The organism is Microvirga arvi, from assembly GCF_016892765.1.
In the GTDB taxonomy this organism is placed as follows: domain Bacteria; phylum Pseudomonadota; class Alphaproteobacteria; order Rhizobiales; family Beijerinckiaceae; genus Microvirga; species Microvirga arvi.
Genome location: NZ_JAFEMD010000023.1, coordinates 21,631 through 47,329, shown reverse-complemented (window position 1 = coordinate 47,329; position 25,699 = coordinate 21,631). Strand labels below are relative to the sequence as shown.

The following is a 25,699-nucleotide window of genomic DNA, read 5'->3' as shown; positions in this document are numbered from 1 at the left end:
AATCAACGGAGACGAGTTTCACGCCGCCACGACCAGGTTCCGACCGCTCTCCTTGGCGCGATAAAGGGCGTGGTCCGCCCGCCGGAGCAAATCCTCGGCCGTCGTCGTGGGAGCGGTCGCACAGCCGACGCTGACGGTCACCTCCTCGTCGGATCCGAGGGCGGCCATCCCAGCTGCGGCAAAGGCATGGCGGATCTTTTCCGCCACTTCAGCAGCATCCTGCACCCCAACGGGGAGGATCGCCGCGAACTCCTCTCCGCCTAGTCTGCCAAAGGCTCCCCTCGGCAGATTCTTGGTCAGAAGATCTCCGAAGACACAGAGGATGCGGTCACCGGCGGCATGGCCATAGCGGTCGTTGATCGCCTTGAAATTGTCGAGGTCGAACAGGAGACAACTGGCAGGTCGGCCGTTCAGACGGTCAAGCAGTTTGGATGCAGCCTGAAGAAAGGCCCGTCTGTTGGGTATGCCGGTCAAATCGTCGACGAGGGCCGCCTGCTTGTACTCGAATTTCAGACGCTCCTTCGCCATGGACAGGAACATGAAGGCGAGAGTCGGCCCGAAGACCACCAGGAACAGCGCCATCTCCGAGGACCAGCGGCGGGCAAAGGTGTCGATCCAGGGCACGGAGGTGAGGGAGATGCCGAGCAGCCCGCGGAGGAGGTTGAAGACCGCGAGACTGGCCAGGAGCATGACCGTCACGCGCTGAGAGGCGAGCGCCTGTATTGCGTGCCGCCTCAGCTCCCAGGCGGACAAGGCGGCGTAGACGCCCGTCAGCAGGGAAGCCAGGATGAGCCTGTATCCTTGCGACTGATGGATGAACGGGAAGGCACACACCCATACGATCAGCCCCAGCCCACCGGGCAGAAGGATCCCGCGGCGCTTGTTGAAGACCCGGCAACCCACGTAGAGCGCGCCGTACGACAGAATCCCCAAGCTGTTCGCCAGCAGAAGAACCGCATAGCTTGGCGGTCCCTTGCCGAGATTGGCCCACCCGATCCCGATTGCGATCAGCCAGAAGGCACTCCCCCACCAGGCCATGGCGTTCAGCCTGCGGTTCAGCGTCCATGAGAAGATCAGCAAGGTGCCGAGCACGGCCGACAGCAGGATGAAGGCGACAGTGAGGGTGGCGGGATCAAGGACCATCGGAGCGGCTGTCATGCGTTCGGTCAGACGACCGCAGAGATGGATCCCACAGGCCATTCCCCTGCGGAATGCGGGCCACGCTATCCCCCATCGTTGCCTGATTGTCCAGCACCATCTTCTGAGATGAGCGTCTTGCCGCCCCGGAACGAAAGCTTAGCCGGAGCATTTTTTCTGAAACCTGGTGCTAGAGGAGCCATGTCCATGGGTCGTTATCATCGTCATGGGGTGCAGAGCACGGCGGCCATTGCCGGGCACCCGCTTCATCACATGCTGATCGTCTTTCCCGTTGCTTTCCTGATCGGAGCCTTCGGAACCGATATCGCCTTTATCGTGACCCAGGACCCGTTCTGGGCCCAAGGCTCTTACTGGCTGCTGATCGCCGGCATCGTGACGGCTCTCGTCGCTGCTGTTCCCGGCATGATCGATTTCGTGACCATCGACCGGGTGCGGAATATCTGGGTCTCCTGGGCGCACATGGTGGCCAATCTCGTGGTCGTCGCACTGGCCCTGGTCAATGTCGGAGTGCGCCTCGACGATCCGGCCGCCGGGGTGCAGGGCTGGGGTATCTGGCTGTCCGGCTTTCAGACGGCCCTGCTGTTCTTCAGCGGCTGGCTCGGCGGCGAGTTGGCCTACCGCTATGGCATCGGCGCGATCCAGGATTACAGCCCCAAGGCCGAGCAGTTCCATGTGGAGGTCGACCGGCCGGACGTTGCCGCGCAATATGGCCGCCGGAGTGGATCGGACAGACTCTGACAGACTCTGCACTCTTTCCTTGCCTGCCAGGGAACGGGGCGGCTAAGCTCCGGTTCATCATGAAGCACTCTCCGGCAATCCTTGCATTGTTCGGCTTTGCCCTGGCAGGCCAGGCGCAGGCTGCTTCCTCCTGCCCTCCCGGCTTTGCCATGCTCCAGGCCTCGGACACCTGTGTGCGGATCAGCGGTCGCGTCCGCGCCGATGCGCTTGCCGGTACGACGCGGCTGCGGGCTGCGGACTCATTCCAAACCCGGGCAGGCGGGCGCGTGCAGCTCGATATCAGAAAGCAGACCGAATATGGCCCCTTTCGAGCCGTCATCGCCGTCGGAAATCTTGATCGGTAGAGCGTAGAAAAAGGGGCGCCATAAGGCGCCCCGGTTCGGCGAGCTTAGTAGCCGTCGTCGTAATACTCTTCGCGGTAATAGGTCCGCCTCGGAGCCTCATAGGTCCTATAGGCAGGCCTTTCATAGGTGCGGTAGGCCGGGCGGGCTTGCGCGGCAAGCGCACCACCGAGGATGGCGCCCGTCACACCCGCTGCGATGGCGGCATTGTTATTGTTGCGCCGCTGCACGACGTAACGCTGCGCATTCTGGTGCTTATAATGCCCATAGGCATGGCCCTTGCCCTTTCCAGGGCGCGCGTCGGCGGCACCGGCAAAGGACGTGGCTGCCAGAAGGGCGACGCTGATCGTCACAAGGATCTTCTTCATGGATCTTCTCCAGAACAGTTTCGTAGATAAAAATTATCCGCAAGAACGGTTCCAGCAAACGGCAGAATAATCTAATCCCATCGAAATCAGGATCGACTTGAATCGCGACTTGGGTCGACCTTCCTCTCACATCTACTTTCGAATTAGACGCTGCTTTCCTGAATAAATCTTCAGATTATCAAAGATCTTGGTCTTGAACGTCGGCCGTAACACAAAGAGGGGCCGGATACCGGCCCCTCTCCTCTGCCTTGATGACTCGGTTTACTGGCTGGTGCTCGTGCTGCCGCCAGACGAGGCGCCACCCTGCTGCGGGCGGATTGTCGTGGAGCTGGCGCCCGCGTTCGACGTGTTGCCGCTCGCGCTGCCGTTGACATCGGTCCGGCTGCGGGTCGAGACGGTGCCGGTCGTTTCGGGAGCGCTCGAACGCGTCCGGCTGGTCGAAACATTCACGTCGTTGGAGCGGCGCTGCTCAACCGAGATTCCGACGCTCGGCGAGGTGTCCTGCGTCCGGCGGATCGTCGTGCGGCGATTGACGGAAACGCTCGGCTCGTTGACCTCTTCATAACGACGCACGGTCCGACGGCGAACCTCCACCGGCTCGTCGACAACCTGGTAGCGGCGCTTCTTCATGACGACCTTGTTGCTCTTCTTCGTCTTCTTCACGGCCACCTTCTTGGTGGGCTTCTTTTTGATCACCGTACGGCGCACCTCCGTATCCGGCTCTTCATAGGTGGTCACGCTGCGGCGGCGGGTGACGGACACGCTGGGCTCGTCGATCTCACGCACCGTGCGCGAGCGAACGGACACGCCGGTCCGTTCACGGGTTTCGATGCCGACACCCACGCGGGTTCCGCCTTCCTGGCGGGTGCGGACGTTGGTCTGCGTTCCCGAAACCTCACTGCGGGTCGCACCTGTCGTCTCGGTCTGGGCTCGATTGCTGCTTCCGGACTGGTTGCGCAGCACATTGTTCGAGTCGGAAGACGACTGCGACTGGGATGTCGTGTTGGTATTCGTCTGGGTCGAGGTTTGGGCGTAGGCCGCGCTGCTCAGCAAGAGAAGGGCGGCTCCAAGAGCAATCTTCTTCACGCAAACATCTCCATTACTGTAAAGGTGCGATATGAACGTCGCCCCGCGAAGACTGTTCCGGCCAACCTAAAGTAAGGTCCAAATTATAGGCGGGCACGATGGAAGATGAACATTTGTTCAAGTTTCCGCCCCCCCGCGACACGCTCCCTCAAACCGATGACGGGTTATCCGAAAACGTAAACCTACGCTCCCTCATAAGCCGCGGCCCTTCTTCAACTGAGTTCAAGCCCTGATCTCACGAGAAGCGACTTCTTCGTGCTCTGAACCGGCGGCGCCGGATCGGAAGCGAGATTGGGAGCTGGGCCATTTGCAGGGGCTGCTCCGCGAGGCTCCTCAGGCCATGGCCGAGATCCTTCGGAAGCCATGTCTGCTAAGCACCAGTGTTAACCCAGCGTTAGCCCGTTATGCTACTAAAGCATAACAGCCCTACATTATTACCACTCCTCTTCGGCACTGCACACACTTATATCCGCACTGCAAACGCAAGAACAAAGGCCGCCGGTCACAGGGGCCGGCCACTGATCAGGAGTTCCCCATGTTCGTGTCTTACATTCTCTCTAAAGTCCGCACTTACCTGCGTTATCGCGAAACCGTCCGCGAGCTTTCGCTGCTGTCCGACCGCGAACTCGACGATCTCGGCATCTCCCGCTTCCAGATCGAGAACGTCGCTCGCCAGCACGCTATCGCGTAAGTTTCTGTTGCATTGCAACAAAAGCCCTAGCCCGCCCCTCCGGCGGGCTTTCGCTTGTCTGCAGGCCTTCAGCGCCCGCCCGAGACGGGAATATTGGCGCCGGTGATGTAGGAGGCCGCCTCCGACATCAGGAAGAGCACGGCCTCGGCGATTTCCTCCGGCTCGCCGATCCGGTTGAGCGGGATATGGGGCCGGAGCCTCTCGAGGCGTCCGGCATCCTGGGTGCTGCGCTCGTGGATGTCGGTCTTCGTCATGCCGGGCGAGACCGCATTGACCCGGATCCCCTCGGCCGCCAGTTCCTTCGCCATCCCGATCGTCAGGGAATCGATGGCGCCCTTTGAGGCGGCATACCAGACATATTCATGGGGGCTGCCCAGGGACGCCGCCACCGACGAGATGTTGACGATGGTCCTCGCGGTGTCGCTCGGGCTTTTCGGCAGTCGCCGGGCGGCCTCGCGCGCCACCCACAAGGCGCCGAGGACGTTGATGTCGATGCAGGCACGGATCGCCTCCGAGGAGGCCTGCGCCAGCCTGCTGGATTTGCCCGTGATCCCCGCGTTGTTGACCACATGCGACAGCGGACCCAGGGCGGCCTCGGCCTCGTCGAAGAGGCGAACCACGTCGGCCTCAACGGCGACATCGCCCTGGCAGGCCACAGCTTTCGCACCAGCCGCACGGCATACGGCCAGCACCTCTTCGGCGGCCTCGCGCTCGGACCTGTAGGTGACGGCGACGTCATAGCCACGGGCTGCCGCAAGCTGCGCCACCGCAGCCCCTATGCCGCGGCTTCCGCCTGTAATAAGGACGACGGGGCGCCTGGATTGCATGGCGTTCAAAGCCTTTCCATAAGCGCATCGTGCGAAAAAGTGGGTACCGGTTTTTCCACAAGAACGATGCGTCAGTTTAAATGAGCATCGGACCCAACAGTGGACACCACTTTTGGGTCCGATGCTAAACCGGCTCAGCTTGACCAGGGCTCCCGAGGGAGTCAACAAAGCCGCTCGGGAGAATGACCATGAGCACCATCGAACCCATTCACGTCATCGGCGGCGGCCTCGCCGGTTCGGAAGCGGCCTGGCAGATCGCCCAAGCCGGCGTTCCCGTCGTGCTTCATGAGATGCGCCCTGTGCGCGGCACCGACGCGCACAAAACGGAAGGGCTTGCCGAGCTCGTCTGCTCCAACTCCTTCCGTTCGGACGATCCCGAGACCAATGCGGTCGGTCTGCTGCATCAGGAGATGCGCTCCTTAGGTTCGCTCATCATGGCGAAGGGCGATGCCAATCAGGTGCCCGCCGGCGGCGCCTTGGCTGTCGACCGCGACGGCTTCTCCGACGCCGTGACGGCGGCTCTTGAAGCGCACCCGCTCGTCACCATCGAGCGCGGTGAGATTGCCGGCCTGCCGCCGGAGGATTGGTCCTCCGTCATCATCGCCACCGGCCCCCTCACCTCGCCGGCGCTCGCCGAGGCCATCCTCGCGCTCACGGGCGAGACGTCACTCGCCTTCTTCGACGCCATTGCGCCCATCGTCTATCGCGATTCCATCAACATGGACGTGGCCTGGTTCCAGTCGCGATACGACAAGGTCGGCCCGGGCGGCACGGGCAAGGATTACATCAACTGCCCCATGACGAAGGAGCAGTACGAAGCCTTCGTCGACGCGCTGATCGCCGGAGACAAGACCGAGTTCAAGGAATGGGAGGCCAACACCCCCTATTTCGACGGCTGCCTTCCCATCGAGGTGATGGCCGAGCGCGGCCGCGAGACCCTGCGTCACGGCCCCATGAAGCCGGTGGGCCTGACCGACCCGCGCAACCCTGACAAGAAGCCCTATGCCATCGTGCAGCTGCGCCAGGACAATGCGCTCGGCACCCTGTTCAACATGGTGGGCTTCCAGACCAAGCTGAAATACGGCGCCCAGAGCGCGATCCTGCGCATGATCCCCGGCCTGGAGAACGCCGAGTTCGCGCGCCTCGGCGGCATCCACCGCAACACCTATCTCAACTCGCCCAAGCTCCTCGACCCGACGCTTCGCCTCAAGGCCATGCCGCGCCTGCGCTTCGCCGGCCAGATCACCGGCTGCGAGGGCTATGTAGAGAGCGCGGCGGTCGGCCTCATGACCGGACGCTTCGCCGCCGCCGAGCGGCTGGGGCATCCCATCCAGCCATTGCCGCACACCACGGCGCTGGGTGCCCTGATCAACCACATCACCGGCGGGCACATCGAGACCATCGACGAGGGCCCGCGCTCCTTCCAGCCGATGAACGTCAATTTCGGCCTCTTTCCACCCTTGGCGCAGGCTCCGAAGGCTGAAGACGGCAAGCGCCTGCGCGGACCGGCCAAGGCCGCTGCCAGGAAGAAGGCGCTGACCGACCGGGCCCGGGCTGATCTGGCGGCGTGGATGTCGGGCGGCGCGCTGGCTCAGGCTGCGGAGTAAGCGCGCTGCCATCCCGGACGCCGTAAGGCGATCCAGGATCGCTTTGAGTATTTGGTTCTCGAACCTCAACATTGTCATCCCCGCGAAGGCGGGGATCCATAACCATGACGTCTCAAGAAGAGGCGATCAGCGTTGCGCCTTTTTCTGCAGCGCCAGCGGCTATAGATCCCGGGCTCCGCTGCGCGGCCCCGGGATGACAGTGCTTTAATGGTCTTGCGATTCCGGATCTCCGCTGCGCTCCGTCCGGGATGAGGCTGAAGAGTGCTCAGGCCTCTAAAACGGCCCACGCCACAGCGCCCAGATGCGGCGCCATTGCGGGATGTCCACCACCGTGTGGAACGGATCGTAGTCGCGCCGCTCCATCGCCTTGAGATAAGGCTCCACGAGCGCAACCGGCTGGAAGGCCGGCTTGGCGGCATCGGGAATGGTCGGGCGGAGCGCGCGCGCCTGCTGCAGATGCCTGCGGGCGATGGCGCGCAGATCGGCGAGCGCGCCTTGGAGCCCCGGCCCGCCGCGCCCGGTCACGATGTCATCGCGCACGACTCCGTGTTTGTTAAGAATATCCGCCGGCACATAGACCTGCCCCTGCCGGGCATGGATCGGGAAAGCGCGCAGAAGCCCGGTGATGGCATAGGCGACGCCTGCATGACCGGCCGCGTCGGCGGTGCCGGGGTTCGAGCCGTCCGACAGCACGAGGCTCGTGAGCTGGATCAGGCTGGACGAGGTCTCGCCGCAGTAACCTTCCAGGTCGTTCAGGCTCGGCATCGGGTCCTCGTAGAGGTCGAAGATCCGGGCATCGATCATGTCGACGAACGATTGCCGGGGAAGCCGGAACTGGACGATGGTGTCGTCGAGCGCCGCAGCCACGGGGTTCGCCCGCACGTCGCCCCGCGCCTCCCCCTGCAGGGCATCGCGCCACCATTGCAGGCGGATCTCGCCGACGAGCGCCTCGCGCACCGCCTCGCGAACGCGGGCGATCTCGAAATTGAAGGCATAGAGCGCGTAAAGATGCGGCCGTTTCTCGGCCTGAGCGAAGAGGCTCGCCCAGTAGCGGTCCGGGTCCGCCTCACGCACGAGCGCTTCGCAATGCGCGAAGTTGGAGATTGCTTCCGCCATCTTAAGGGACGGCGATCAGGGCGGCGCCGACCTTGCGGTTCTCCGCGAGCAGGATGTTGTAGGTCCGTGCGGCGGCTCCCGTCTGCATCACGTCGAGGCCGATTCCTGCCTCGCGGAAGCGCGTCCTGAAAGCCGCCGGAATGGCGGCGATGTCGACGCCTGTGCCGAGGAGAAGCAGTTCGAGCGCATCGCCCTCGGCAAAAATCGGATCGAGCACGTCGTCGGTCAGGTCGGCCACGGAGGTGACCGGCCAGGCTCTGACCCCTGACGGAAGAGCCAGCAGAGAGCCGCGATGGGACATGTCCGCGAAGCGAAACCCGCCATTGCCATAGGCATCGAACTGGTAGCGGCCCGGCAGGAACCCGTCGTAGAGGCGGCCAGAGCTCATGAGCTTACTCCGCTGCGGCGGCCCTGCCCTCCGGAACCTTCACACTCTCCGAACCGCGCAGACCGATATAGATCAGCATGGGAGACGAGATGCAGATGGCCGAATACGTGCAGATCACGACGCCGTAGAGCATGACCTGCGCGAAGCCCTGGATCGCCTGTCCGCCGAAGAGCACCAGCGCCAGAAGCGAAAGCGCCGTGGTGGTCGCCGTCATGATCGTGCGGGACATGGTGGTGTTGATCGACAGGTTCAACAGCTCTTCCGCCGGCATCGTCTTGTAGCGGCGCATCAGCTCGCGGGTTCGGTCGAACACCACCACGGTTTCGTTGAGCGAATAGCCTACGATCGTCAGGATCGCCGCGATCGAGGTCATGTTGAACTCGTGCCGCGTGATCACGAAGAAGCCGATGGTCAGCACGATGTCGTGCAGCGTGCCGATGATGGACGCCACCGCCAGCTCGCGCTCGAACCGGAACCAGAGATAGAAGAGAACCGCGATCACCGAGAGCACGATTCCGATGGTCCCGGATTGGACGAGTTCGCCCGACACGCGCGGACCGACCGTCTCGACCCGGCGGAAATCGTATTCATTGCTGAAGGTGTCGCGTGCCTTCTGCACCACGGCCGTCTGTGCCGCTTCGCCGCCGGACTGAATCGGGAAGCGCAGCGAAACCTCGCCGGCCGTGCCGAATTCCTGCACCTCCACATCGCCGAAGCCGAAGCTCTCGGCCGTCTGGCGGATCTGAGCGACATTGGCCTGGCCGGACTTGGCTTGGATCTCCATGAGCGTGCCGCCCTTGAAGTCGATGCCGAAGTTGAGTCCGATCGTCAGGAGCATCAACGCGGTCAGCACCGAGACCAGGGCCGACAGCGGGAACGAGAAGCGCCGAAAGCGCATGAAGTCGAAATGGGAGTTTTCGGGCCAAAGGCGTACGAGGCGCACGAGACTAACTCCTTAAAACGGAAGAACTTTGGGGCGCATCCACTGATACCAGAGCGCAATCATCATGCGCGTCAGGGTGACGGCGGTGATCACCGTCGTCAGGATGCCAAGAATGAAAACGACCGCGAAGCCGCGCACCGGACCGGAGCCGAGGAAGAACAGGATCACCGCCGCAATGGCCATGGTGCTGTTGGAGTCGACGATGGTCGCGAAAGCCCGGTCGAAGCCTGCCTGGATGCCCGAGACGATGGACCGCCCCGCATGCACCTCTTCTCGAATGCGCTCGTAGATGAGCACGTTCGAGTCCACCGCCGTGCCGATGGTCAGCACGATCCCCGCGATGCCTGGCAGGGTGAGCGTTGCCTCCAGCACCGACATGAGGCCGAAGATCAGGCCGACGTGAACGAGCAGCGCGATATTCGCGATGAGACCGAACACGCCATAGGTCGCGAACATGAACATCACGACGAAGATCCCGGCCACATAGGTGGCCATCTTGCCGGCCTCGATGGAGTCACGTCCGAGGCCGGGGCCGACGGTGCGCTCCTCGACGATCGTGAGCTTGGCGGGAAGCGCACCGGAGCGAAGCAGCACGGCGAGGTTGTTCACCTGCTCCACCGTGAAGCTGCCGGAGATCTGGCCCGAACCGCCGGTGATGGGCGACTGGATCGTCGGCGCCGAGATCACCTGGTTGTCGAGAACGATGGCGAGCTGACGGCCGAGGTTTTCCGTGGTCGCCTGACCGAAGCGCTGCGCGCCGCGGATGTTGAAGCGGAAATTGACGATGGGCTGGCTGGTCTGGCTGTCGAAAGCAGGCTGCGCATCGGTCAGGTCGCCGCCCTCGGCGATGATCCGGCGCTCGACGGGAACACGCTGGCCGCCCGCGTCCTGCATCGGCAGCATGTCCACATCGGTCGCGCCTGCCTGGGCGAGCAGGCGGAACTCGAGGTTTCCGGTCTCGCCGAGCAGCGCCTTCAGCTGCTGCGGGTCCTGGAGGCCAGGAACCTGGACGAGCACACGGTCGGCGCCCTGACGCTGGATGCTGGGCTCAGTCGTGCCGGTGGCGTCCACGCGGCGGCGGATGACCTCGATGGACTGGTCGACCGCACGGCGGACGCGCTCGTTGATGCCCGCCTCAGTGTAGGTCAGCGTAATCACGCCGTCCGGGGTCGTGTTGATCTCGATGGCGTTGTTGCCGGTCTGGCCCAGCACCGCATTGCCGACGGGCTGCGCCAGCTCCCGCAGGCGCGGCAGCAGCCGCTCGCGATCGCCCGCATCCGGAACACGGATCTGCACGCCGCGCTGAACGGTCTGGATGCCGTTCTGGGACGTGACACGGGTATCGCGCAGAATGCGGCGGACGTCGTCGCGCAGACTCGTGATCTGCGTGCGCATCAGATCCTGGGCATCCACCTCGAGCAGAACATGGGACCCGCCCTGCAGGTCGAGGCCCAGCACGATGGCGCGGGACGGCACGATCCAGGATGGCACCCAGCTCGGGATGGCATTCAGATAAGCCTGACGCTGCTCGCGGGTCATGGTGCTCGGAACCGCCAGGAGCAGGCCGATCACGATGATCCCCACCGTGGCGATGATCTTCGATCTTGAGAAGCGCAGCATCGTCAGCTCAACCTTTCTCACGCACTCTGCCGCATTCTGCTGCGGCGGACCGGCCCATCCGTTGAGGAAGGGCCGGCTTGTCTCAATCAGGCCTTGACCGGCTCGCTCTTGGAGCGGACCTCGGAGATCATGGCGCGAGCCACCTTCACCTTCACGCCATCGGCGATCTCGACCTCGACATCGGCGGAGTCCTCGACCACCTTGGTCACCTTGCCGATGATGCCGCCGGAGGTGACGACCGTATCGCCGCGGCGCACGTTCTTGATCATCTCCTGGTGCGCCTTCACCCGGCGCTGCTGGGGCCGGATTATCAGGAACCACATGATGACGAATATGAGGATGAACGGCACGAATTGAAGGATCATCTCCATTCCGCCCCCCGCGGGGGCCCCTTGTGCGTAGGCAGGTGAAATGAACAAGCGGCTCTCCATGGATAAAGGCGCGAGGCAGGCACTTTTCAGGCCTACCCGCGCCGGACGGGATTCAAAGCGTGGCGGACTATACTCATCGACTCCACGAAATCAATGAAGTTGCAGGCACATCGTGCGGAAAAGTGGCCCCGGTTTTCCGCTCCCGACGATGTGCCTTTCCAAGAAGGGAGCATCGGATCAAGCCCAAAAGTGGTCCCCACTTTTGGGTCCGATGCTCGGATTTCCAAAGGCCGCTCGGTGGACCCTTCAGCGCTTTCTGCGCTAAGCAGTGCCCTTCCGCCCTTTTTCGCCCGAGCCCGAGATGTCCGCAGACCTCAATTCTCCCCAAACCCTGGCGCTTTTGACGCGCATTGCCGATGCCCTGGAGCGGCTGGGCCCTGTCGGTGCGGCTCACGCCGATTTGACGGCTGCCGATGCTTTCGTGTGGCAGGCGGCAGGTCGAAAGCTCTCCCCGGTGCCCAAGGTGAACCGGGTCGAGATGAGCCTTCTGCGCGGCATCGACCGGGTGCGGGACCAGCTGGCGGAGAACACCCAACGCTTCGCCAGGGGGCTGCCGGCCAACAACGCCCTCCTCTGGGGCGCCCGGGGCATGGGCAAGTCGTCCCTGGTCAAGGCGGTCCATGCGGAGATCAACCACACGAGGCCTGCCGATTCCCGCCCCCTGAAGCTCATCGAGATCCACCGGGAGGACATCGAGACCCTTCCCGATCTCATGGGCCTGCTGCGGGCCGACCCGCACCGCTTCATCGTCTTCTGCGACGACCTTTCCTTCGACGCGGACGATACCTCCTACAAGTCTCTCAAAGCCGTTCTGGAGGGCGGGATCGAAGGGCGGCCCGACAATGTGATCTTCTACGCCACGTCCAACCGCCGGCACCTTCTGCCGCGCGACATGATGGAGAACGAGCGCTCGACCGCGATCAATCCGGGCGAGGCAGTGGAGGAGAAGGTGTCCTTGTCCGACCGCTTCGGCCTCTGGCTCGGCTTTCACAAATGCAGCCAGGACGAGTATCTCGACATGGTCTTCGGCTATGTCGACCATCTCGGCCTGCAGGCGGACCGCGACACCGTCCGCGCCGAGGCCCTCGAATGGGCCACCACCCGCGGCGCCCGCTCCGGCCGCACGGCCTGGCAGTTCATCCAGGATCTGGCCGGCCGGCTCGGCAAGGCGATCTGACAAGATCACCTGAAACGTCAAAGGGACGGTGGCTGAGCTCCACCGTCCCCTCATTCGATCGGCCTCGAAAGTCGAAAGCCGACCTAAACTGTTGGCCTGATCAGCCGCCGAGATACTTCATCGGGTCGACGGGCTGCGCGCCCTTGCGGATCTCGAAGTGCAGCTGAGGCGAGGTCACGTTGCCGGTCTGGCCGGAGGTCGCGATCACCTGACCGCGCTTCACCTGCTCGCCGCGCTTCACGTTGAGGGAACCGTTATGGGCGTAGGCCGAAACATAGCCGTTCTCGTGCTTGACCAGGATGAGGTTGCCATAGCCCTTCACCTCGCTGCCGGCGTAGGTCACTGTGCCGGCTTCGGCTGCCTTGACCGGGGTGCCTTCGGGAACCGCGATGTTGATGCCCTCGTTGCCGCCGTTGGCGCCGAACCCGGCGATGACGCGGCCGCGAGCGGGCCAGCGGAAGTCGCCCGACACGCTGGCAGTCGCCTCGGGCTCCGGCGCCGGGGCCTTGGCGACCTCTGGCTGCGGAGCCGGCGCAATCGGCTGAACCGTCATCGGCTTCACGGATTCAGGCTGGGTCAGGGCTGCGACCTTGGGCTGCTCTGCGACCGGCTTCGGAGCGGACACGAGCGGCTTCGGAGCAGAGACCAGCGGCTCGTTCGTGGCGGATGCAACCTGCATCGGCGCCGGTTTGGCGGGTGCGGGGGCAGCGGGAGCCGGAGCCTGCGCCGTCGTCATTCCAGGACGGACGCGCCGTGCCGGCTCTGCTGCAGCGACCGGGGTCGTAGCGGCCGGCACCTTTGATGTGTCGACCAGGCGGAACTTGGGTTGTGCGGCAGGCTGGGCTGATGCGGTCTGAACCGCAGGAACCGGACGCGGCTGGATCGGAGCTGGAGCCGAGGCGATGCGGGAAGGCTGCGACTGCACGGGAGGCAGGGCCTGCGCCTGGACCTGAGCGGTCGGCATCGGAGCCGCAGCGTAGGACGGAGAGGCCTGAGCCTGCGACGGGGAGGAGGCGCCGCCATCCACCCGCTCGCTGGCTGCGAAGGGGTTGGAGAAGGGGTTCCCCGATAACCGCGCGCTGTCGGTACTACAGGCAGCCGCGGCACTGCCGATCAAACCCACCAGAGCGATCCGAGACACCGCCGCCCAATGCCCAGAACTCACACGCAACCGCATCACTCAACCCCAACCGAACGCAACTCGATGAAGCCATTAAAAGCCTGTTCAGGTTAAGCAACGGTTGACGGCGCGTACTTTGTCGTAACCCTGTCCGAAAATTTTCGATTCGGGCGAGCATCGGACCTAAAAGTGGATTTGCACTTTTAGACCCGTCCGATGCTCCTTATTTTAGCTGGCGCATCCGTGCGGCCCTTCGGGTCCCCTCACGATGCGCTAGAGAGTTGCCGCAATTCCGGTGACCAGAGGGGAAATCCGCAGGGGCGCACCGAGATTCTGCGTCACCTCACCCTCGACGTCGCGCTCGATCCTCACAAGGCGCGGCATGCCTTCCATGGTCAGCGCACCGACCAGACGACCGCTGGGTCCGAGAAGGGAGGTCACGGTCTCCGGGATTTCAGGACGCGCCCCATTGAGCAGAATGCGGTCGAAGCGATCCCGTACCCGCACGGCAAGTCCGTCGCCCACCTCCAGGCGGACCCTGCCCGCCTCGACGATCTTGAGGTGCTGGGCGGCCGCAGCCGCCAGGGTGTTGAAGCGCTCGACGGAGGTCACCTCCGCCCCGAGCCTCGCCAGGAGCGCCGTCACGTAGCCGCTGCCCGTGCCGACCTCCAGAACCCGCTGGCCGGACTGAACGCCGAGCGCCAGGAGCATCGCGGCCACCGTAGCAGGTCCGGTCATGGTCTGGCCGCAGGGCAAAGGCAGGGCGACATCGGTCCGCGCGAGATCGGTGAAGCGGCGCGGGGCGAAGACCTCCCGCGGCACGAGCTCCATGGCCCGCAGGAGAGCCGTGTCCCGAATGCCCTTCGCCCTTAAGGAAAGGATGAACGACGCGGCCCCGATCGCCGCCTGCTCGCCGTGGGCATCGTCCGCCTCGGGCAGGTCGGGCAGATCCTGGTTCATCACGCCCATACCCTCATCAGCCGAAGGCCTGTGCGTAGCGGGTCAGGGTCGGCTCGTCGGTCATGTCGATGCGCAGCGGCGTGACCGCGATGCGCCGGTTGGCGATGGCCCAGAGATCGGTGCCGTTGCCCGGCGTGAAGGGGCGGCGCTCGAAGGCGATCCAGAAGTAGGGATTGCCGCGTCCGTCGCGGCGCTCGTCGAGGCGCAGGAGTTCCTGCGTGCGCTGGCCCTGGTTGACGAGCGCCGTTCCCTCGACCTCCTCCGGTTCGCAATCCGGGAAGTTCACGTTGACGAGAATGCTCTTGTCGATCCCGGCCTCGAGGATCTTGCGGACCACCTTGGGACCGTGATGCTCGGCGCAGTGCCAGCGCGGCGCATTGCGCGTGCCCGGACCATAGGCCTGGGAGAGCGCGATGGAAGGAACGCCGAGGATCGTGCCTTCAATGGCTCCCGCCACCGTGCCGGAGTAGGTCACGTCCTCCGCAACATTCTGCCCCCGGTTCACGCCGGAGAGCACGAGGTCGGGCTTGGCGTTCTGCATGAGGTGTCTCACGCCCATGATCACGCAGTCGGTGGGAGTGCCCTTCAAGGCGAAGTGCCGCTCGGAAATCTCGCGCAGCCGCAATGGGTCGTTCAACGAGAGCGAGTGAGCCACGCCGCTCTGATCCGTCTCGGGCGCGACCACCCACACATCGTCCGACAGGTTGCGGGCGATGGCCTCCAGGGTCTTGAGCCCTGGAGCATGAATGCCATCGTCGTTGGTGCAGAGAATGCGCATGCTTCAGGCCTGACGCTCGATGCGGGTGAGACCGCCCATGTAGGGCTGGAGTACTGAGGGGATCGAGACGCTGCCATCCTCGTTCTGGAAGTTCTCCAGCACGGCGACAAGCGTGCGGCCGACCGCGAGACCGGAGCCGTTGAGCGTGTGCACGAAGCGCGGCTGCTTTTCGCCCGCGGCGCGATAGCGGGCATTCATGCGGCGAGCCTGGAAGTCCGAGCAGACGGAGCAGCTCGAAATCTCGCGATACATCCCCTGCCCCGGCAGCCAGACCTCGATGTCGTAGGTCTTGGTCGAGGAGAAGCCCATATCGCCGGTGCACAGCGTCATGGTGCGGAACGGCAGTTCCAGCTTCTTCAGCACGTTCTCGGCGCTCACCAGCATGCGCTCATGCTCGTCGGCCGAAGTCTCGGGTGTCGTGATCGAGACGAGTTCGCATTTCACGAACTGGTGCTGGCGGATCATGCCGCGCGTGTCGCGGCCGGCAGAACCGGCTTCGGCGCGGAAGCTCGGGGTGAGCGCGGTGAACCGCAGCGGCAGTTCCTCTTCGGAGAGAATCTGTTCGCGCACGAGGTTGGTGAGGGTCACCTCCGCGGTCGGGATCATGCCGTAGCGCATATCCTTGATCATCTTGCCGATCGCGTCGCGCGGCTGACCTTCGAGCGCAGCCGCAACGACCTGCTCAAGCGAATTTCCGGGGAAGGCCCAGAACTGATCGTCCTCGAACTTGGGCAGTTGCGCCGTGCCGAACATGGCGTCGTCGCGCACCAGCAGCGGCGGGTTCACTTCCGTGTAGCCGTGCTCGGTGGTGTGCAGGTCGATCATGAACTGACCGAGCGCCCGCTCCAAACGAGCGAGCTGACCTTTGAGCACGACGAAACGCGAGCCCGAGAGCTTCGCCGCCGTCTCGAAATCCATCAGGCCGAGGGCCTCGCCGATCTCGAAATGCTGCTTGGCGCTATTCGACATGCGAGGCGTGCCGACGCGGTGCCGTTCCACATTGCCATGCTCGTCGGCGCCGACAGGCACCCCTTCCTTAGGAATGTTGGGGATTGCAGACAGGGCTTCGAACAGGGCTCTCTCAGCCACACGTTCGGCCTCCTCCAGCTCCGGCATCGTTTCCTTGATCCGGGCGACCTCGGCCATCAGCTCCTGCGCCCGCGCCTCGTCCTTCTTCGCCTTGGCCTGGCCGATCTCCTTGGACAGGGCATTGCGGCGCTCGGTGGCGGCCTGCAGGGCGGAGATGGCGTTCTTGCGCTGATCGTCGAGGGCGATCAGCTGCGCGGACAGGGGCTCCATGCCCCGGTTCCGGAGGCCTTGGTCGAAAGCCGCGGGATTCTCGCGGATGGAACGGATGTCGTGCATGGGGTGAGGACCTGCTTCAACAAGCGGCCCTGCCCCTTCGACAAGACCGCTCCTACAACGTGTGCCGAGGATGGCGGCCGGTGTGTAGAGCTGCTGGCCCTACTCCTCTGCCGCGCGCGCGGCCTCAGCTTCCGCACGCTTCTTCTCGACCATGATGACGGAGAAGATGGATGCCTCGTAAAGAAGCAGGGTGGGGATCGCAAGGGCGAACTGGCTGATCACGTCAGGCGGGGTCAGAACCGCGGCGATCACGAAGACGATGACGACGGCATAGCGCCGCTTGTCCTTGAGGAACTGCGAATCGATGATCCCGGCGCGGGCGAGCAGGGTCAGGATCACGGGAAGCTGGAAGCAGATGCCGAAGGCGAAGATCAGGGTCATGATTAGCGACAGGTACTCGCTGACCTTCGGCAGGAACTCGATGGAGGGGCTGGTGTCGGTCGCAAGCTGCTGCATGCCGACCGAGAAACGCATCAGGAGCGGCATGGCGATGAAATACACGCAGGCCGCCCCGATGACGAAGAGGACCGGCGTCGCCACCAGATAGGGCACGAAGGCCCGGCGCTCGTTCTTGTAGAGGCCCGGCGCCACGAACTTGTAGATCTGAACGGCGATCACCGGAAAGGCCAGGAAGCCTGCGCCGAAGGCCGCGACCTGGATCTGGGTGAACAGGTATTCCAGACCATGGGTGTAGACGAGGTGAGCCCTCTCGGGCGAGCCGACGGCGAGGACGTAAGGCCAGACCAGCGCGTTGTAGATGTACTTCGCGCCGGCAAAGCAGACGAAGAACAGCACGACGAACGCAACCAGCGCTTTGATCAGACGGGAGCGCAGCTCGGTCAGATGCTCGATCAGAGGCGCGCGCGAGGCCTCGACCTCATCCTGTTCTACGGCGGTTGTCATCCGACTTTCGCGTCCGGTTTTTCTGAGAGTTGTTCAGCGAGAGCGGCCTGCTGGGCCTCGTACTCCGCCTCGCGCCGCAGGGACTCGGCGATCTCCGTCGTGGGATCAACGGTTGGAGGGAGCGGCAGGTCTACCAGCGGATCGGGGGGTGCCGGTTCGCGTCCCTCCACCACGGCCTGCACCGTAGCATCGGAAGGCGCCAGAGGCGTCGCCTCGGCAGCCTCGGAGATGCTCTCCGGCTCGGGCGCGTTCTCCTGAGCCGTCACTGGCGCCTCGATGGAGGTCTTCAACTCGTCCCGAAGGGTCTGGATGGGGTTGAAATTCGTGTTGCCCACCGAGGAGACGGAGTCGTTGACGCTCTGGAGCTGCTTCTTGACCTCGTCGAGTTCGGCTTCCCGCATGGCCTCGTTGAACTGCCCCTGGAACTCCGCCGCCATGCGGCGGAGCTTGCCGGTCACCTGACCCACGGTCCGCAGGGCCCTCGGCAGATCCTTCGGGCCGATCACGATCAGCGCAACGGCGCCGATCACCATGATCTCACCCCAGCTCATGTCCAACATGACGCGGCCTCGAACCTGCCCTTTAGGTACTCACGCATACTGCCGAGCCACGAACGTGGCTGCTCCGCAATGCTCAACCGACTTTGTGATCCGTCGTCACGGTCGTGGTGGTCGTGCCGTTCTGATGGTCGATGGTGCGAACCGGCTCGGACGGCTGAACCGGCTTTGCCGGGGTATCGTCTTCCGACATGCCCTTCTTGAAGGCCTTGATGCCCTTCGCGACGTCGCCCATCATGTCGGAGATCTTGCCGCGTCCGAACAGCAGGACGACGATCAGACCGACAACGATCCAGTGCCAAATACTCGTGCCACCCATGGCAATTCCTCCTGCGCCCTGGTAGGCGCGGCTCTTCGATATGAACTTGCCGCCAACCTATGCGTCGGACGCGGCGAAAACAAGGACATCCTTCGTATCGACCTCGATGCCCACGTCCTGTCCCTCCTTCACGCCAACGGGATCGTGAAGACGGGCCTGGAGCGGACGATCGACGCCCTGCACGTCGATATGGACCAGATCGACCTCGCCGAGGAAGCGGCGCGAGACCACCCGGCCGGGCAGGCAGAAGCCCGCGGGCTTCAGCTTCAAGCCCTGCGGCCGCACGCAGACGATGGCAGGTCCGTCCTCGAGATGCGGCGCCGGAAAGACGCCGACCGGGCAGGTCACCTGTCCGTTGCGGACCACGCCCTCAAGCTCGTTGAAGTCGCAGAAGAACCGCGCTGCGAAGAGGTTGGCCGGCTGCCGGTAGATCTCCTCGGCTTCCCCCTGCTGGATGATCCGGCCGGCCCGCATCAGCACGATCCGGTCGGCGATCCGCATGGCCTCTTCGGGATCGTGGGTCACGACGATGGTGGTGGCCCCGGTCTCCCTCAGGATGGCGACGGTCTCGTCGCGGATCGCGTCACGCATGCGCCGGTCGAGGTTGGAGAAAGGCTCGTCCATGAGCAGCACGCCGGGACGGGGCGCGATGGAACGGGCCAGCGCCACCCTCTGCTGCTCGCCGCCCGACAACGTGTGCGGATATTCCCTTGCGTAGTGCTCGAGGCCCACGCGGGACAGGGCCCGGCGAGCGGCGACGCCGGCCTCCGACGCCGAAAGATCCTTCAGGCCGAACATGATGTTCTGCAGGATCGTCATGTGCGGGAACAGGGCATAATCCTGGAACATCAGGCCGATGCCCCGCCGCTCCGGCTCCACGAAGGCCCTCGGCCCGCTCGCCTCCAAGCCGTCCATGAGCACCCGGCCGGAGGTCGGAGCTTCGACTCCGGCGGCAATGCGCAAAAGGGTGGTCTTGCCGCAGCCGGAATGGCCGAGCAGGCAGACGATCTCTCCCGGCTCGATGGTGAGCGAGACGCCGTCCAGGGCTCGCTGGCTGCCATAGACCTGGACGATGTTCTCGAAGGTGAGCTGGGCAGGGATCGACGCGCCGGCGGTGCCGCGCTGGCCCCAGCGGGGCAGTCGAAACCGGTCGCGGGCCGGGCCTCCGGCAGGCCTGTCCGTCATTCCTCGCCGGCCTCGGTCTGGTGCATGTCCAGGGGCTGCAGGAGATCGTCGTCGAGGGGATCCTCGTCCTCGCGCAGGGCATCGGCATCGGAGGGGATCGGCACCGAGAAGTCGGAGGGAACGCGGCCTTCGATGAAGCCCGCACCCTTCAGCTCCTCGAGACCCGGCAGGTCTTCGATGGCGTCGAACCCGAAATGCTCGAGGAAGGCCGGCGTCGTGCCGTAGGTGACGGGGCGCCCCGGCGCCTTCCGGCGCCCCCTCAGGCGGATCCAGCCCGTCTCCAGGAGCAGGTCGATAGTGCCCTTCGAGGTGGCGACGCCGCGGATCTCCTCGATCTCGGCCCGCGTCACCGGCTGGTGATAGGCGATGATGGCGAGGGTCTCCATGGCCGCGCGGGACAGCCGGCGCTGCTCGACCACGTCGCGTGCGAGCACGAAGGACAGGTCGCTCGCCGTCCGGAAGGTCCATTTCCCCGCAACCTTGACCAGGTTGACGCCCCGGAGCGCATAAAGCTCGCTCAGGTCCTGAAGGATCCTCTCCACATCCGCGCCTTCCGGCAGGCGCCCGCTCAGCTCCTCGGCGCTCAAGGGCGCGGCGGATGCGAACAGGAGCGCCTCGGCAATGCGCATGGCCTCGCCGTGATCGGGCACGTGATCGGATCCTTGGCTGACCTCTGAGGCCTCGCCTTCCATCATCTCGGTGGCTTCTTCCTGCATCTCGGGCAGCATCCTAAACTCCTGCCTCGGCCGAGTCGGCGACGGGCTTGACCCAGACCGGAGCGAAGGCCTCGTCCTGTCGCATCGCGAGCTTGCCCTCGCGCACCATTTCCAGGGTGGCGGACAGGGCCGAGGCCAGAACCGTCGGGCGCATGGCGGGCTCGACCATGTATTCGACGAGATAGGTGTCGAGGGTCACCCAATCGCTCAGGTGGCCGACCAGGCGCTCCAGGGCCTCCCGTGCCTCGACCAGGGACCAGACATTCCGCTTGTGCAGGGAAACCCTGGAATTGAACTGGATCTGCCGCTGCTGGGCATAGGCCTTGAGCAGGTCGTAGAGGCTCGCCTCGTAGTGGGAATCCCGGTTGACGATCACCGGCTCCGGTGCGCCGCGGGCAAAGACGTCGCGGCCGAGCCAGGCCCGCTCGCCCATCCTCTTGGCGGCTTCGCGGATCGCCTCCAGGCGGCGCAGGCGCAGGGCCAGGGCGGAGGCCAGGTCCTCGGCGCTCGGCTCCTCGCCCTTCGGCGGCTCGGGCAGCAGGAGGCGCGACTTGAGATAGGCGAGCCACGCCGCCATCACGAGATAATCGGCCGCCAGCTCCAGGCGCATGCGCCGCGCCGCCTCGATGAAGGTGATGTACTGCTCGGCCAGCGCCAGGATCGAGATGCGGTGAAGGTCCACCTTCTGGCGGCGGGCGAGTTCGAGCAGGAGGTCGAGCGGCCCTTCGAAACCGTCCACGTCGACGAGCAGAGCGGGCTCGCTCTCGGCCCGCTCGTTCAGCTCGATATCTTCGAAGGGTAAGGGCTTTGCCATGGATGGTACTCAACTACTCCGCGCGAAGCTTCATGGGCTTTAGGCGATCATCGCAAGAGCAGAATCGAGCCGCGCCCGGGCATCCACAGGATCCAGAGGCTCCGGGTCGTGGGTGATGCGCGCCAACGCGGCGTTCGCGCGGCGCAGGGCATCGCCCTGAAGGACGGGCGCGGCCTCGGCCACCGCGCTCATCTCGTCCATGCTGCCGTTGCAGTGGAGAGCCATGTCGCAGCCGGCAGCAAAGGCGGCCTCGGTGCGCTCCCGGAAGGAGCCGGACAGGGCGTGCATGGACAGGTCGTCGGTCATCACCAGCCCGTCATAGCCGATATGGCCCCGTATGATCCCCTCCATGACGATACGGGAGGTCGTCGTGGGATGCTCCGGATCGAGGGCCGTGTAGACCACGTGGGCCGTCATCGCGAGGGGCATGTCGGTGAGCATGCGGAAAGGCGCGAAATCGTGCCGTTCCAGGTCCTCGCGGGAGGCCTCGACGATGGGGAGCGCCAGATGGCTGTCCGCGCCCGCCCGGCCATGGCCGGGCATGTGCTTGACCACCGGCAGCACGCCGCCGGCCAGGAGCCCCTCGGCCGCCGCCCGGCCCAGCACCGCAACCTCGCCGGGGGTCTTGCCGTAGGCCCGGTCGCCGATGATGTCGTGAGCCCCCGGAGACGGCACGTCGAGCACCGGCAGGCAATCCACCGTGATGCCGACCGACCGCAGGTCATGGGCAATCAGCCGCGCTCCGAGGCGCGCGATCTCCCGCTGAACCAGAGGATCGTTGGCGTGAAGGCGCCCATAGGTGCTGCCGGAGGGATATTTGGGCCAGTGCGGAGGTCCCATGCGCTGGACCCGGCCGCCCTCCTGATCGATGAGGATCGGGGCGTCGGTTCGTCCGACAACATCCCGCAGAGAGGCGCAGAGCGCCCTCACCTGCTCAGGGCTATCCACGTTGCGGCGGAACAGGATGAAGCCCCAGGGCTGCGCCTCCCTGAAGAAGGCGGCCTCGTCCGGGGTGAGCTCAAAGCCGGAGCATCCAGCAATAAAGGCGCGGGTGGTCATACCCGCGCCTTACGTCCCTTGCTCGGCAGGGTCAAGGAATCTCGACCGCCAAGCTTCCTCGGTTCTTCAAGCTTCCTCAGTTCTTGGCGACGAAGCACTGGCTGCCCTGGCCCTGCAGCTTGGAGCAGAGGGAGGAGGCCTCTTCCTTGGGCAGAGGTCCGACGCGGACACGGTAGATGGTGTTGCCGTTCACCTCGGCCTTGCGGATCATCGCCGGCACGCCCTGGAGGTCAGGATGCTTGCGCTGCAACGAGGCAAGGACCGACTGGGCCGCCGTCTCGGAGTTGCCGAAGCCGAGCTGGACGGCGAAGCCGCCCGTCGGCGTCGTCTCGGCAGCCACGGGAGCCGTGGGCTGGATCGAAGCCACCTGCTGCGGTGCGGGGGTGCTCGAGGGCGTCGCTGCGGCCGGAGCAGGCTTCGGCGTAGGAGCCGGAGTCGCAGGTGCCGCAACCGGAGTGCTGGCGGCGGGCCTGGGCTGCGCAGGGGTGGCTTGAGCGGGAGCCGGCTTCGGGGCCGCCGGGGTGGATTGTGCTTGAGCCGGCAGGGTCATGGCCGCGGGAGCCGCAGCCTGGTGAGCCGGAGCCTCACCGGACACGGAGCCGTCGGGACGGATCGTGACGGTGCGGACCTTCTTGGGCTCGCCGAGATTCAGGCTCGCCGTCTGCTGAGGCTTGGCCGATGCGCCGATGGTGCCGCCAGTCGCGTCGGCGACAGTGCTGCCGTTCATGCGGACGGCCTGCTGCACGTCGACCGGCTGCTCCTCGCGGTTGACGACCTTGGTCGCGCCGCTCTGGCTGGCGCGCTCGTAGATCTGCTTGTTCTGGTTCGGGATCTCGACCCCGCCCGGATTCTGCGGCTGCACCTTCGTCGGCTCGTTGTTCGCCGTGATCAGCACCGGCTCGCCGCCGGTGATCGAAGCGGAACCCGAGGCCAGATAGGCGCCGCCGCCGCCAAGCACGAGGGCGCCGACAACGGCTGCGATCGCAATCGGACCCTTGCGGGAACGGGTCTTCGCGACCGGCGGATAATGGTGTCGATCGTCTTGGTCATAGCCCTGATCGTACCCTTGATCGGCGTACTGGGCCGCCTGATCCGCGTAATAATCCTGAGCATAGGCCTCGTTGCCGTAAGCGTCCGGCTCCTGACGGGCAGGATGAGGAGCATAAGCCGGCTCGGGGGCGCGGGCATGGCTTTGGGGATAGGCGCCATGATCGTAGGCGGGGGCGGAATGTCCGGCCTGCGGCGCCCGGACCGGCACCACGCGCGCAGCGGGCGTCATAGTGTCGCGGACGGCAAAAAGATCGTCGACCGACGCGGTCTGCTGGCGCGGACGAGCCGAGCCGTCATTGGCCAGAATCGACTGAAAAGGGTCGTCCTGCCCTACGATCCGGGCCAATTCCGCCAGCGGATCACCCCGCGTGGCAGAGGCCTGCTGGACCTGTGGGGTGCCCGCCTGGACGAGTTGCCGCTCGATCTCGTTCAGATCGATGGCAAAACGGGGCTTCACTGATTCGCTCATGCGCCGGATCTCCAGTTACGCGACAGGAGCACCCGCTGCTCCGCCGGCACGACGTGACAGGACCCGCTGCGAGAACTCCTTAAGCGGTTGATCCGCTTGAGGAAACACTATCGCATTTCATCAGGTGCCGTAACGCCCAGGATTGCGAGACCAGATGCGAGCACGCCCTTCAGGGCATGCACGAGAGCGAGCCTCGCCTGTGTTGAATCTTTACTAGTTAGATTAACAAAGCGTAATTGCGGCAAGTCTTTGCCCTTATTCCATAAGCTGTGGAAGGCGCTCGCCAGGTCATAGAGGTAAAACGCGACCCGGTGAGGCTCGTGAGCTTCCGCCGCCGCCTCGATGACTCTGGGGAACTGAGCGATCCGGTGGATGAGGTCCATTTCCGATTCGTCACTCAGGATCGAAAGATCAGCCTTCTCGAGCTGACCTGCCGAAAAGTCGGCGGCCGGGAACGCCTCCGCGGCCTGCCGGAAAACCGAGGCGCAGCGGGCATGGGCGTACTGAACGTAGAAGACGGGGTTGTCCTTGGACTGCTCGACCACCTTGGCCAGGTCGAAATCCAGGGGCGCGTCGTTCTTGCGGAAGATCATCATGAAGCGGGCGGCATCCCGGCCTACCTCTTCGACCACCTCGCGCAGGGTCACGAAGTCGCCCGAGCGCTTGGACATCTTCACCGGCTCGCCGCCGCGCAGGAGCTTCACGAGCTGGCAGAGCTTGACGTCGAGATTGCCCCTGTTGTCGGAGACCGCCTTCACGGCAGCCTGCATGCGTTTCACGTAGCCGCCATGGTCCGCACCCCACACGTCGATCATGGAGGCGAAGCCGCGCTCGAACTTGGAGCGATGATAGGCGATGTCCGAGGCGAAGTAGGTATAGGAGCCGTCCGACTTCAGCAGCGGGCGATCCACCTCGTCGCCGAAGGCGGTGGCGCGGAAGAGCAGCTGCTCGCGATCCTCCCAGTCCTCGTCCTTCTGGCCCTTGGGCGGCGGCAGGCGGCCCATATAGACGAGGTCGCGGCTGCACAGATCGTCGATCAGCTTCTTCACCTGATCCTCGGCTCCCAGCTGCAGGGAGCGCTCGGAGAAGAACACGTCGTGGTGGATGTTGAGCACCGCCAGATCGCTGCGGATCATGTCCATCATGGCGGCGATGGCCGTCTCGCGCACGAGCGGGAGCCACTCGGCCTCCGGCTTGTCGAGCAGGCTCGGGCCATGCTCCTTGGCAAGCCGCTCGCCGACCGGCTTGAGGTAGTCGCCCGGGTAGAGACCCTCCGGGATCTCGCCGATTGCCTCACCCAGTGCCTCCCTGTAGCGGAGATAGGCCGAGCGGGCGAGGACGTCGACCTGCGCGCCGGCGTCGTTGATGTAGTACTCGCGGGTGACCCTGTAGCCGGCGAAATCGAGCAGTCCGGCGAGGGCATCGCCGAACACCGCGCCACGGCAATGGCCCACATGCATCGGGCCCGTGGGGTTCGCCGAAACATATTCCACGTTGACGGGAGCGCCCGCCCCCTGCCCGCTCCGGCCGAAGCCGTTCGCGTCGATCACGGCCGCGCGCAGCACCTCATGCAGGACCTGGGGAGCAAGGCGGATGTTGATGAAACCGGGTCCGGCGATCTCGACCCTGGTGACGCGCGGGTCGTCCTGGAGGTCTGCGACGAGAAGCTCGGCCAGGGCGCGCGGGTTCATGCGCGCTTCCTTAGCCAGCACCATGGCGGCATTCGTGGCGAGATCACCGTGAGAGGGGTCGCGCGGCGGCTCGACCACCACGCGGCGGACATCCAGCCCCGAAGGAATCTTGCCCGCCTCGGCCAACCGGCCGAGCGCATCCGCAACCCGCTTCTCAAACAGCCCGAAAATATTCATGGTACTTTGTCTCTGAAGGGCCCCTTGGCCCTAGAATTCCGTGGA

At 64.8% G+C, this 25,699-nt stretch carries 27 protein-coding genes; 5 read left to right on the top strand and 22 right to left on the bottom strand.

Features of this window, described 5'->3' with window-relative positions; genetic code table 11:
* Positions 1–18: 18 nt before the first annotated feature.
* Entirely contained in the window at positions 19–1,158 is a 1,140-nt protein-coding gene (locus tag ILT44_RS15710) for a GGDEF domain-containing protein (RefSeq protein ID WP_204240547.1), read from the bottom strand.
* A 186-nt stretch (positions 1,159–1,344) separates the two neighbouring features.
* Here ILT44_RS15710 and ILT44_RS15705 point away from each other — a divergent pair, with 186 nt between their 5' ends.
* Positions 1,345–1,896: a DUF2231 domain-containing protein gene (locus tag ILT44_RS15705; RefSeq protein ID WP_204240546.1), complete on the top strand. Its 552-nt coding sequence runs from the start codon at positions 1,345–1,347 to the stop codon at positions 1,894–1,896.
* A gap of 59 nt (positions 1,897–1,955) precedes the next feature.
* Entirely contained in the window at positions 1,956–2,240 is a 285-nt protein-coding gene (locus tag ILT44_RS15700; RefSeq protein ID WP_204240545.1) for a porin, read from the top strand.
* Between the two features lie 44 nt (positions 2,241–2,284).
* Here ILT44_RS15700 and ILT44_RS15695 read toward each other — a convergent pair whose 3' ends face one another.
* Both ILT44_RS15695 and ILT44_RS15690 read right to left on the bottom strand, forming a co-directional pair.
* A complete protein-coding gene (locus ILT44_RS15695) occupies positions 2,285–2,605 on the bottom strand; it encodes a hypothetical protein (protein ID WP_204240544.1) in 321 nt (106 codons plus the stop codon).
* Between the two features lie 261 nt (positions 2,606–2,866).
* A complete protein-coding gene (locus tag ILT44_RS15690) occupies positions 2,867–3,691 on the bottom strand; it encodes a hypothetical protein (protein WP_204240543.1) in 825 nt (274 codons plus the stop codon).
* 535 nt (positions 3,692–4,226) lie between these two features.
* Between ILT44_RS15690 and ILT44_RS15685 the strand changes: the two genes are divergently transcribed.
* Complete coding sequence (locus ILT44_RS15685) at positions 4,227–4,382, top strand: DUF1127 domain-containing protein (protein ID WP_204240542.1); 156 nt, start codon at positions 4,227–4,229, stop codon at positions 4,380–4,382.
* A 68-nt stretch (positions 4,383–4,450) separates the two neighbouring features.
* Here the strand turns inward: ILT44_RS15685 and ILT44_RS15680 are convergent, their stop codons facing one another.
* Entirely contained in the window at positions 4,451–5,209 is a 759-nt protein-coding gene (locus ILT44_RS15680; protein WP_204240541.1) for an SDR family oxidoreductase, read from the bottom strand.
* A 188-nt stretch (positions 5,210–5,397) separates the two neighbouring features.
* Between ILT44_RS15680 and trmFO the strand changes: the two genes are divergently transcribed.
* Positions 5,398–6,816: a methylenetetrahydrofolate--tRNA-(uracil(54)-C(5))-methyltransferase (FADH(2)-oxidizing) TrmFO gene (trmFO, locus tag ILT44_RS15675; protein WP_204240540.1), complete on the top strand. Its 1,419-nt coding sequence runs from the start codon at positions 5,398–5,400 to the stop codon at positions 6,814–6,816.
* Positions 6,817–7,089: 273 nt separating this feature from the next.
* On the opposite strand, the gene ILT44_RS15670 is transcribed toward trmFO, so the two are convergent.
* From ILT44_RS15670 to yajC, 5 genes are all read right to left on the bottom strand, one after another.
* Entirely contained in the window at positions 7,090–7,932 is an 843-nt protein-coding gene (locus ILT44_RS15670) for a phytoene/squalene synthase family protein (RefSeq protein ID WP_204240539.1), read from the bottom strand.
* Position 7,933: 1 nt separating this feature from the next.
* Positions 7,934–8,320, bottom strand: a complete 387-nt coding sequence (locus ILT44_RS15665; protein WP_204240538.1) for an Mth938-like domain-containing protein — start codon at positions 8,318–8,320, stop codon at positions 7,934–7,936.
* Between the two features lie 4 nt (positions 8,321–8,324).
* On the bottom strand, positions 8,325–9,263 hold the full coding sequence (secF, locus tag ILT44_RS15660; RefSeq protein WP_204240537.1) for a protein translocase subunit SecF: 939 nt from the start codon (positions 9,261–9,263) through the stop codon (positions 8,325–8,327).
* 12 nt (positions 9,264–9,275) lie between these two features.
* The gene (gene secD, locus ILT44_RS15655; RefSeq protein WP_239468291.1) at positions 9,276–10,883 is read right to left on the bottom strand and encodes a protein translocase subunit SecD; all 1,608 of its coding nucleotides are present in this window, start codon (positions 10,881–10,883) and stop codon (positions 9,276–9,278) included.
* A gap of 86 nt (positions 10,884–10,969) precedes the next feature.
* Positions 10,970–11,254 (bottom strand): preprotein translocase subunit YajC, encoded by a 285-nt coding sequence (yajC, locus tag ILT44_RS15650; RefSeq protein ID WP_255549732.1) that lies wholly within the window; start codon positions 11,252–11,254, stop codon positions 10,970–10,972.
* Between the two features lie 361 nt (positions 11,255–11,615).
* On the opposite strand from yajC, the gene ILT44_RS15645 reads away from it, so the two are divergent.
* Positions 11,616–12,491, top strand: a complete 876-nt coding sequence (locus ILT44_RS15645) for an ATP-binding protein (RefSeq protein WP_204240534.1) — start codon at positions 11,616–11,618, stop codon at positions 12,489–12,491.
* Positions 12,492–12,591: 100 nt separating this feature from the next.
* Here ILT44_RS15645 and ILT44_RS15640 read toward each other — a convergent pair whose 3' ends face one another.
* The 13 genes from ILT44_RS15640 to argS form a co-directional block, all read right to left on the bottom strand.
* Positions 12,592–13,614, bottom strand: a complete 1,023-nt coding sequence (locus ILT44_RS15640) for a peptidoglycan DD-metalloendopeptidase family protein (protein ID WP_204240533.1) — start codon at positions 13,612–13,614, stop codon at positions 12,592–12,594.
* Between the two features lie 270 nt (positions 13,615–13,884).
* A complete protein-coding gene (locus ILT44_RS15635; RefSeq protein WP_239468288.1) occupies positions 13,885–14,571 on the bottom strand; it encodes a protein-L-isoaspartate O-methyltransferase family protein in 687 nt (228 codons plus the stop codon).
* Positions 14,572–14,587: 16 nt separating this feature from the next.
* Positions 14,588–15,349: a 5'/3'-nucleotidase SurE gene (surE, locus tag ILT44_RS15630; protein ID WP_204240531.1), complete on the bottom strand. Its 762-nt coding sequence runs from the start codon at positions 15,347–15,349 to the stop codon at positions 14,588–14,590.
* Positions 15,350–15,352: 3 nt separating this feature from the next.
* Positions 15,353–16,714 (bottom strand): serine--tRNA ligase, encoded by a 1,362-nt coding sequence (gene serS, locus ILT44_RS15625; RefSeq protein ID WP_204240530.1) that lies wholly within the window; start codon positions 16,712–16,714, stop codon positions 15,353–15,355.
* A gap of 99 nt (positions 16,715–16,813) precedes the next feature.
* Positions 16,814–17,617, bottom strand: coding sequence for a twin-arginine translocase subunit TatC (tatC, locus tag ILT44_RS15620; protein WP_204240529.1), 804 nt, complete (start codon positions 17,615–17,617; stop codon positions 16,814–16,816).
* Positions 17,614–18,177 carry a Sec-independent protein translocase protein TatB gene (gene tatB, locus ILT44_RS15615; RefSeq protein ID WP_204240528.1) on the bottom strand — a complete coding sequence of 188 codons (564 nt, stop codon included), beginning with the start codon at positions 18,175–18,177 and terminating at the stop codon, positions 17,614–17,616. Before tatB ends, tatC begins: the two co-directional genes overlap by 4 nt.
* Positions 18,178–18,250: 73 nt before the next feature.
* A complete protein-coding gene (locus tag ILT44_RS15610; protein ID WP_181052297.1) occupies positions 18,251–18,493 on the bottom strand; it encodes a twin-arginine translocase TatA/TatE family subunit in 243 nt (80 codons plus the stop codon).
* A gap of 57 nt (positions 18,494–18,550) precedes the next feature.
* Entirely contained in the window at positions 18,551–19,678 is a 1,128-nt protein-coding gene (locus tag ILT44_RS15605; protein WP_204240527.1) for an ABC transporter ATP-binding protein, read from the bottom strand.
* Positions 19,675–20,370: an SMC-Scp complex subunit ScpB gene (gene scpB, locus ILT44_RS15600; RefSeq protein ID WP_239468287.1), complete on the bottom strand. Its 696-nt coding sequence runs from the start codon at positions 20,368–20,370 to the stop codon at positions 19,675–19,677. Before scpB ends, ILT44_RS15605 begins: the two co-directional genes overlap by 4 nt.
* Before the next feature lie 37 nt (positions 20,371–20,407).
* A complete protein-coding gene (locus tag ILT44_RS15595; protein ID WP_204240525.1) occupies positions 20,408–21,208 on the bottom strand; it encodes a segregation and condensation protein A in 801 nt (266 codons plus the stop codon).
* Between the two features lie 39 nt (positions 21,209–21,247).
* Positions 21,248–22,267, bottom strand: a complete 1,020-nt coding sequence (nagZ, locus tag ILT44_RS15590) for a beta-N-acetylhexosaminidase (RefSeq protein ID WP_204240524.1) — start codon at positions 22,265–22,267, stop codon at positions 21,248–21,250.
* A gap of 76 nt (positions 22,268–22,343) precedes the next feature.
* Positions 22,344–23,786: an SPOR domain-containing protein gene (locus tag ILT44_RS15585; protein ID WP_204240523.1), complete on the bottom strand. Its 1,443-nt coding sequence runs from the start codon at positions 23,784–23,786 to the stop codon at positions 22,344–22,346.
* Between the two features lie 107 nt (positions 23,787–23,893).
* Entirely contained in the window at positions 23,894–25,654 is a 1,761-nt protein-coding gene (gene argS / locus ILT44_RS15580; protein WP_204240522.1) for an arginine--tRNA ligase, read from the bottom strand.
* Positions 25,655–25,699 lie beyond the last annotated feature (45 nt).

What these genes read in the sequence shown, in the direction of transcription:
- serS (WP_204240530.1), bottom strand. Translation starts at nt 16,714, where the DNA reads ATGCACGACATCCGTTCCATCCGCGAGAATCCCGCGGCTTTCGACCAA.
- ILT44_RS15705 (WP_204240546.1), top strand. Translation starts at nt 1,345, where the DNA reads ATGGGTCGTTATCATCGTCATGGGGTGCAGAGCACGGCGGCCATTGCC.
- ILT44_RS15710 (WP_204240547.1), bottom strand. Translation starts at nt 1,158, where the DNA reads ATGACAGCCGCTCCGATGGTCCTTGATCCCGCCACCCTCACTGTCGCC.
- scpB (WP_239468287.1), bottom strand. Translation starts at nt 20,370, where the DNA reads ATGGAAGGCGAGGCCTCAGAGGTCAGCCAAGGATCCGATCACGTGCCC.
- nagZ (WP_204240524.1), bottom strand. Translation starts at nt 22,267, where the DNA reads ATGACCACCCGCGCCTTTATTGCTGGATGCTCCGGCTTTGAGCTCACC.
- tatC (WP_204240529.1), bottom strand. Translation starts at nt 17,617, where the DNA reads ATGACAACCGCCGTAGAACAGGATGAGGTCGAGGCCTCGCGCGCGCCT.
- ILT44_RS15665 (WP_204240538.1), bottom strand. Translation starts at nt 8,320, where the DNA reads ATGAGCTCTGGCCGCCTCTACGACGGGTTCCTGCCGGGCCGCTACCAG.
- trmFO (WP_204240540.1), top strand. Translation starts at nt 5,398, where the DNA reads ATGAGCACCATCGAACCCATTCACGTCATCGGCGGCGGCCTCGCCGGT.
- secD (WP_239468291.1), bottom strand. Translation starts at nt 10,883, where the DNA reads ATGCTGCGCTTCTCAAGATCGAAGATCATCGCCACGGTGGGGATCATC.
- ILT44_RS15610 (WP_181052297.1), bottom strand. Translation starts at nt 18,493, where the DNA reads ATGGGTGGCACGAGTATTTGGCACTGGATCGTTGTCGGTCTGATCGTC.
- surE (WP_204240531.1), bottom strand. Translation starts at nt 15,349, where the DNA reads ATGCGCATTCTCTGCACCAACGACGATGGCATTCATGCTCCAGGGCTC.
- ILT44_RS15585 (WP_204240523.1), bottom strand. Translation starts at nt 23,786, where the DNA reads ATGAGCGAATCAGTGAAGCCCCGTTTTGCCATCGATCTGAACGAGATC.
- ILT44_RS15635 (WP_239468288.1), bottom strand. Translation starts at nt 14,571, where the DNA reads ATGAACCAGGATCTGCCCGACCTGCCCGAGGCGGACGATGCCCACGGC.
- ILT44_RS15680 (WP_204240541.1), bottom strand. Translation starts at nt 5,209, where the DNA reads ATGCAATCCAGGCGCCCCGTCGTCCTTATTACAGGCGGAAGCCGCGGC.
- ILT44_RS15685 (WP_204240542.1), top strand. Translation starts at nt 4,227, where the DNA reads ATGTTCGTGTCTTACATTCTCTCTAAAGTCCGCACTTACCTGCGTTAT.
- ILT44_RS15645 (WP_204240534.1), top strand. Translation starts at nt 11,616, where the DNA reads ATGTCCGCAGACCTCAATTCTCCCCAAACCCTGGCGCTTTTGACGCGC.
- ILT44_RS15670 (WP_204240539.1), bottom strand. Translation starts at nt 7,932, where the DNA reads ATGGCGGAAGCAATCTCCAACTTCGCGCATTGCGAAGCGCTCGTGCGT.
- ILT44_RS15695 (WP_204240544.1), bottom strand. Translation starts at nt 2,605, where the DNA reads ATGAAGAAGATCCTTGTGACGATCAGCGTCGCCCTTCTGGCAGCCACG.
- ILT44_RS15595 (WP_204240525.1), bottom strand. Translation starts at nt 21,208, where the DNA reads ATGGCAAAGCCCTTACCCTTCGAAGATATCGAGCTGAACGAGCGGGCC.
- tatB (WP_204240528.1), bottom strand. Translation starts at nt 18,177, where the DNA reads ATGTTGGACATGAGCTGGGGTGAGATCATGGTGATCGGCGCCGTTGCG.
- ILT44_RS15605 (WP_204240527.1), bottom strand. Translation starts at nt 19,678, where the DNA reads ATGACGGACAGGCCTGCCGGAGGCCCGGCCCGCGACCGGTTTCGACTG.
- argS (WP_204240522.1), bottom strand. Translation starts at nt 25,654, where the DNA reads ATGAATATTTTCGGGCTGTTTGAGAAGCGGGTTGCGGATGCGCTCGGC.
- ILT44_RS15700 (WP_204240545.1), top strand. Translation starts at nt 1,956, where the DNA reads ATGAAGCACTCTCCGGCAATCCTTGCATTGTTCGGCTTTGCCCTGGCA.
- yajC (WP_255549732.1), bottom strand. Translation starts at nt 11,254, where the DNA reads ATGGAGATGATCCTTCAATTCGTGCCGTTCATCCTCATATTCGTCATC.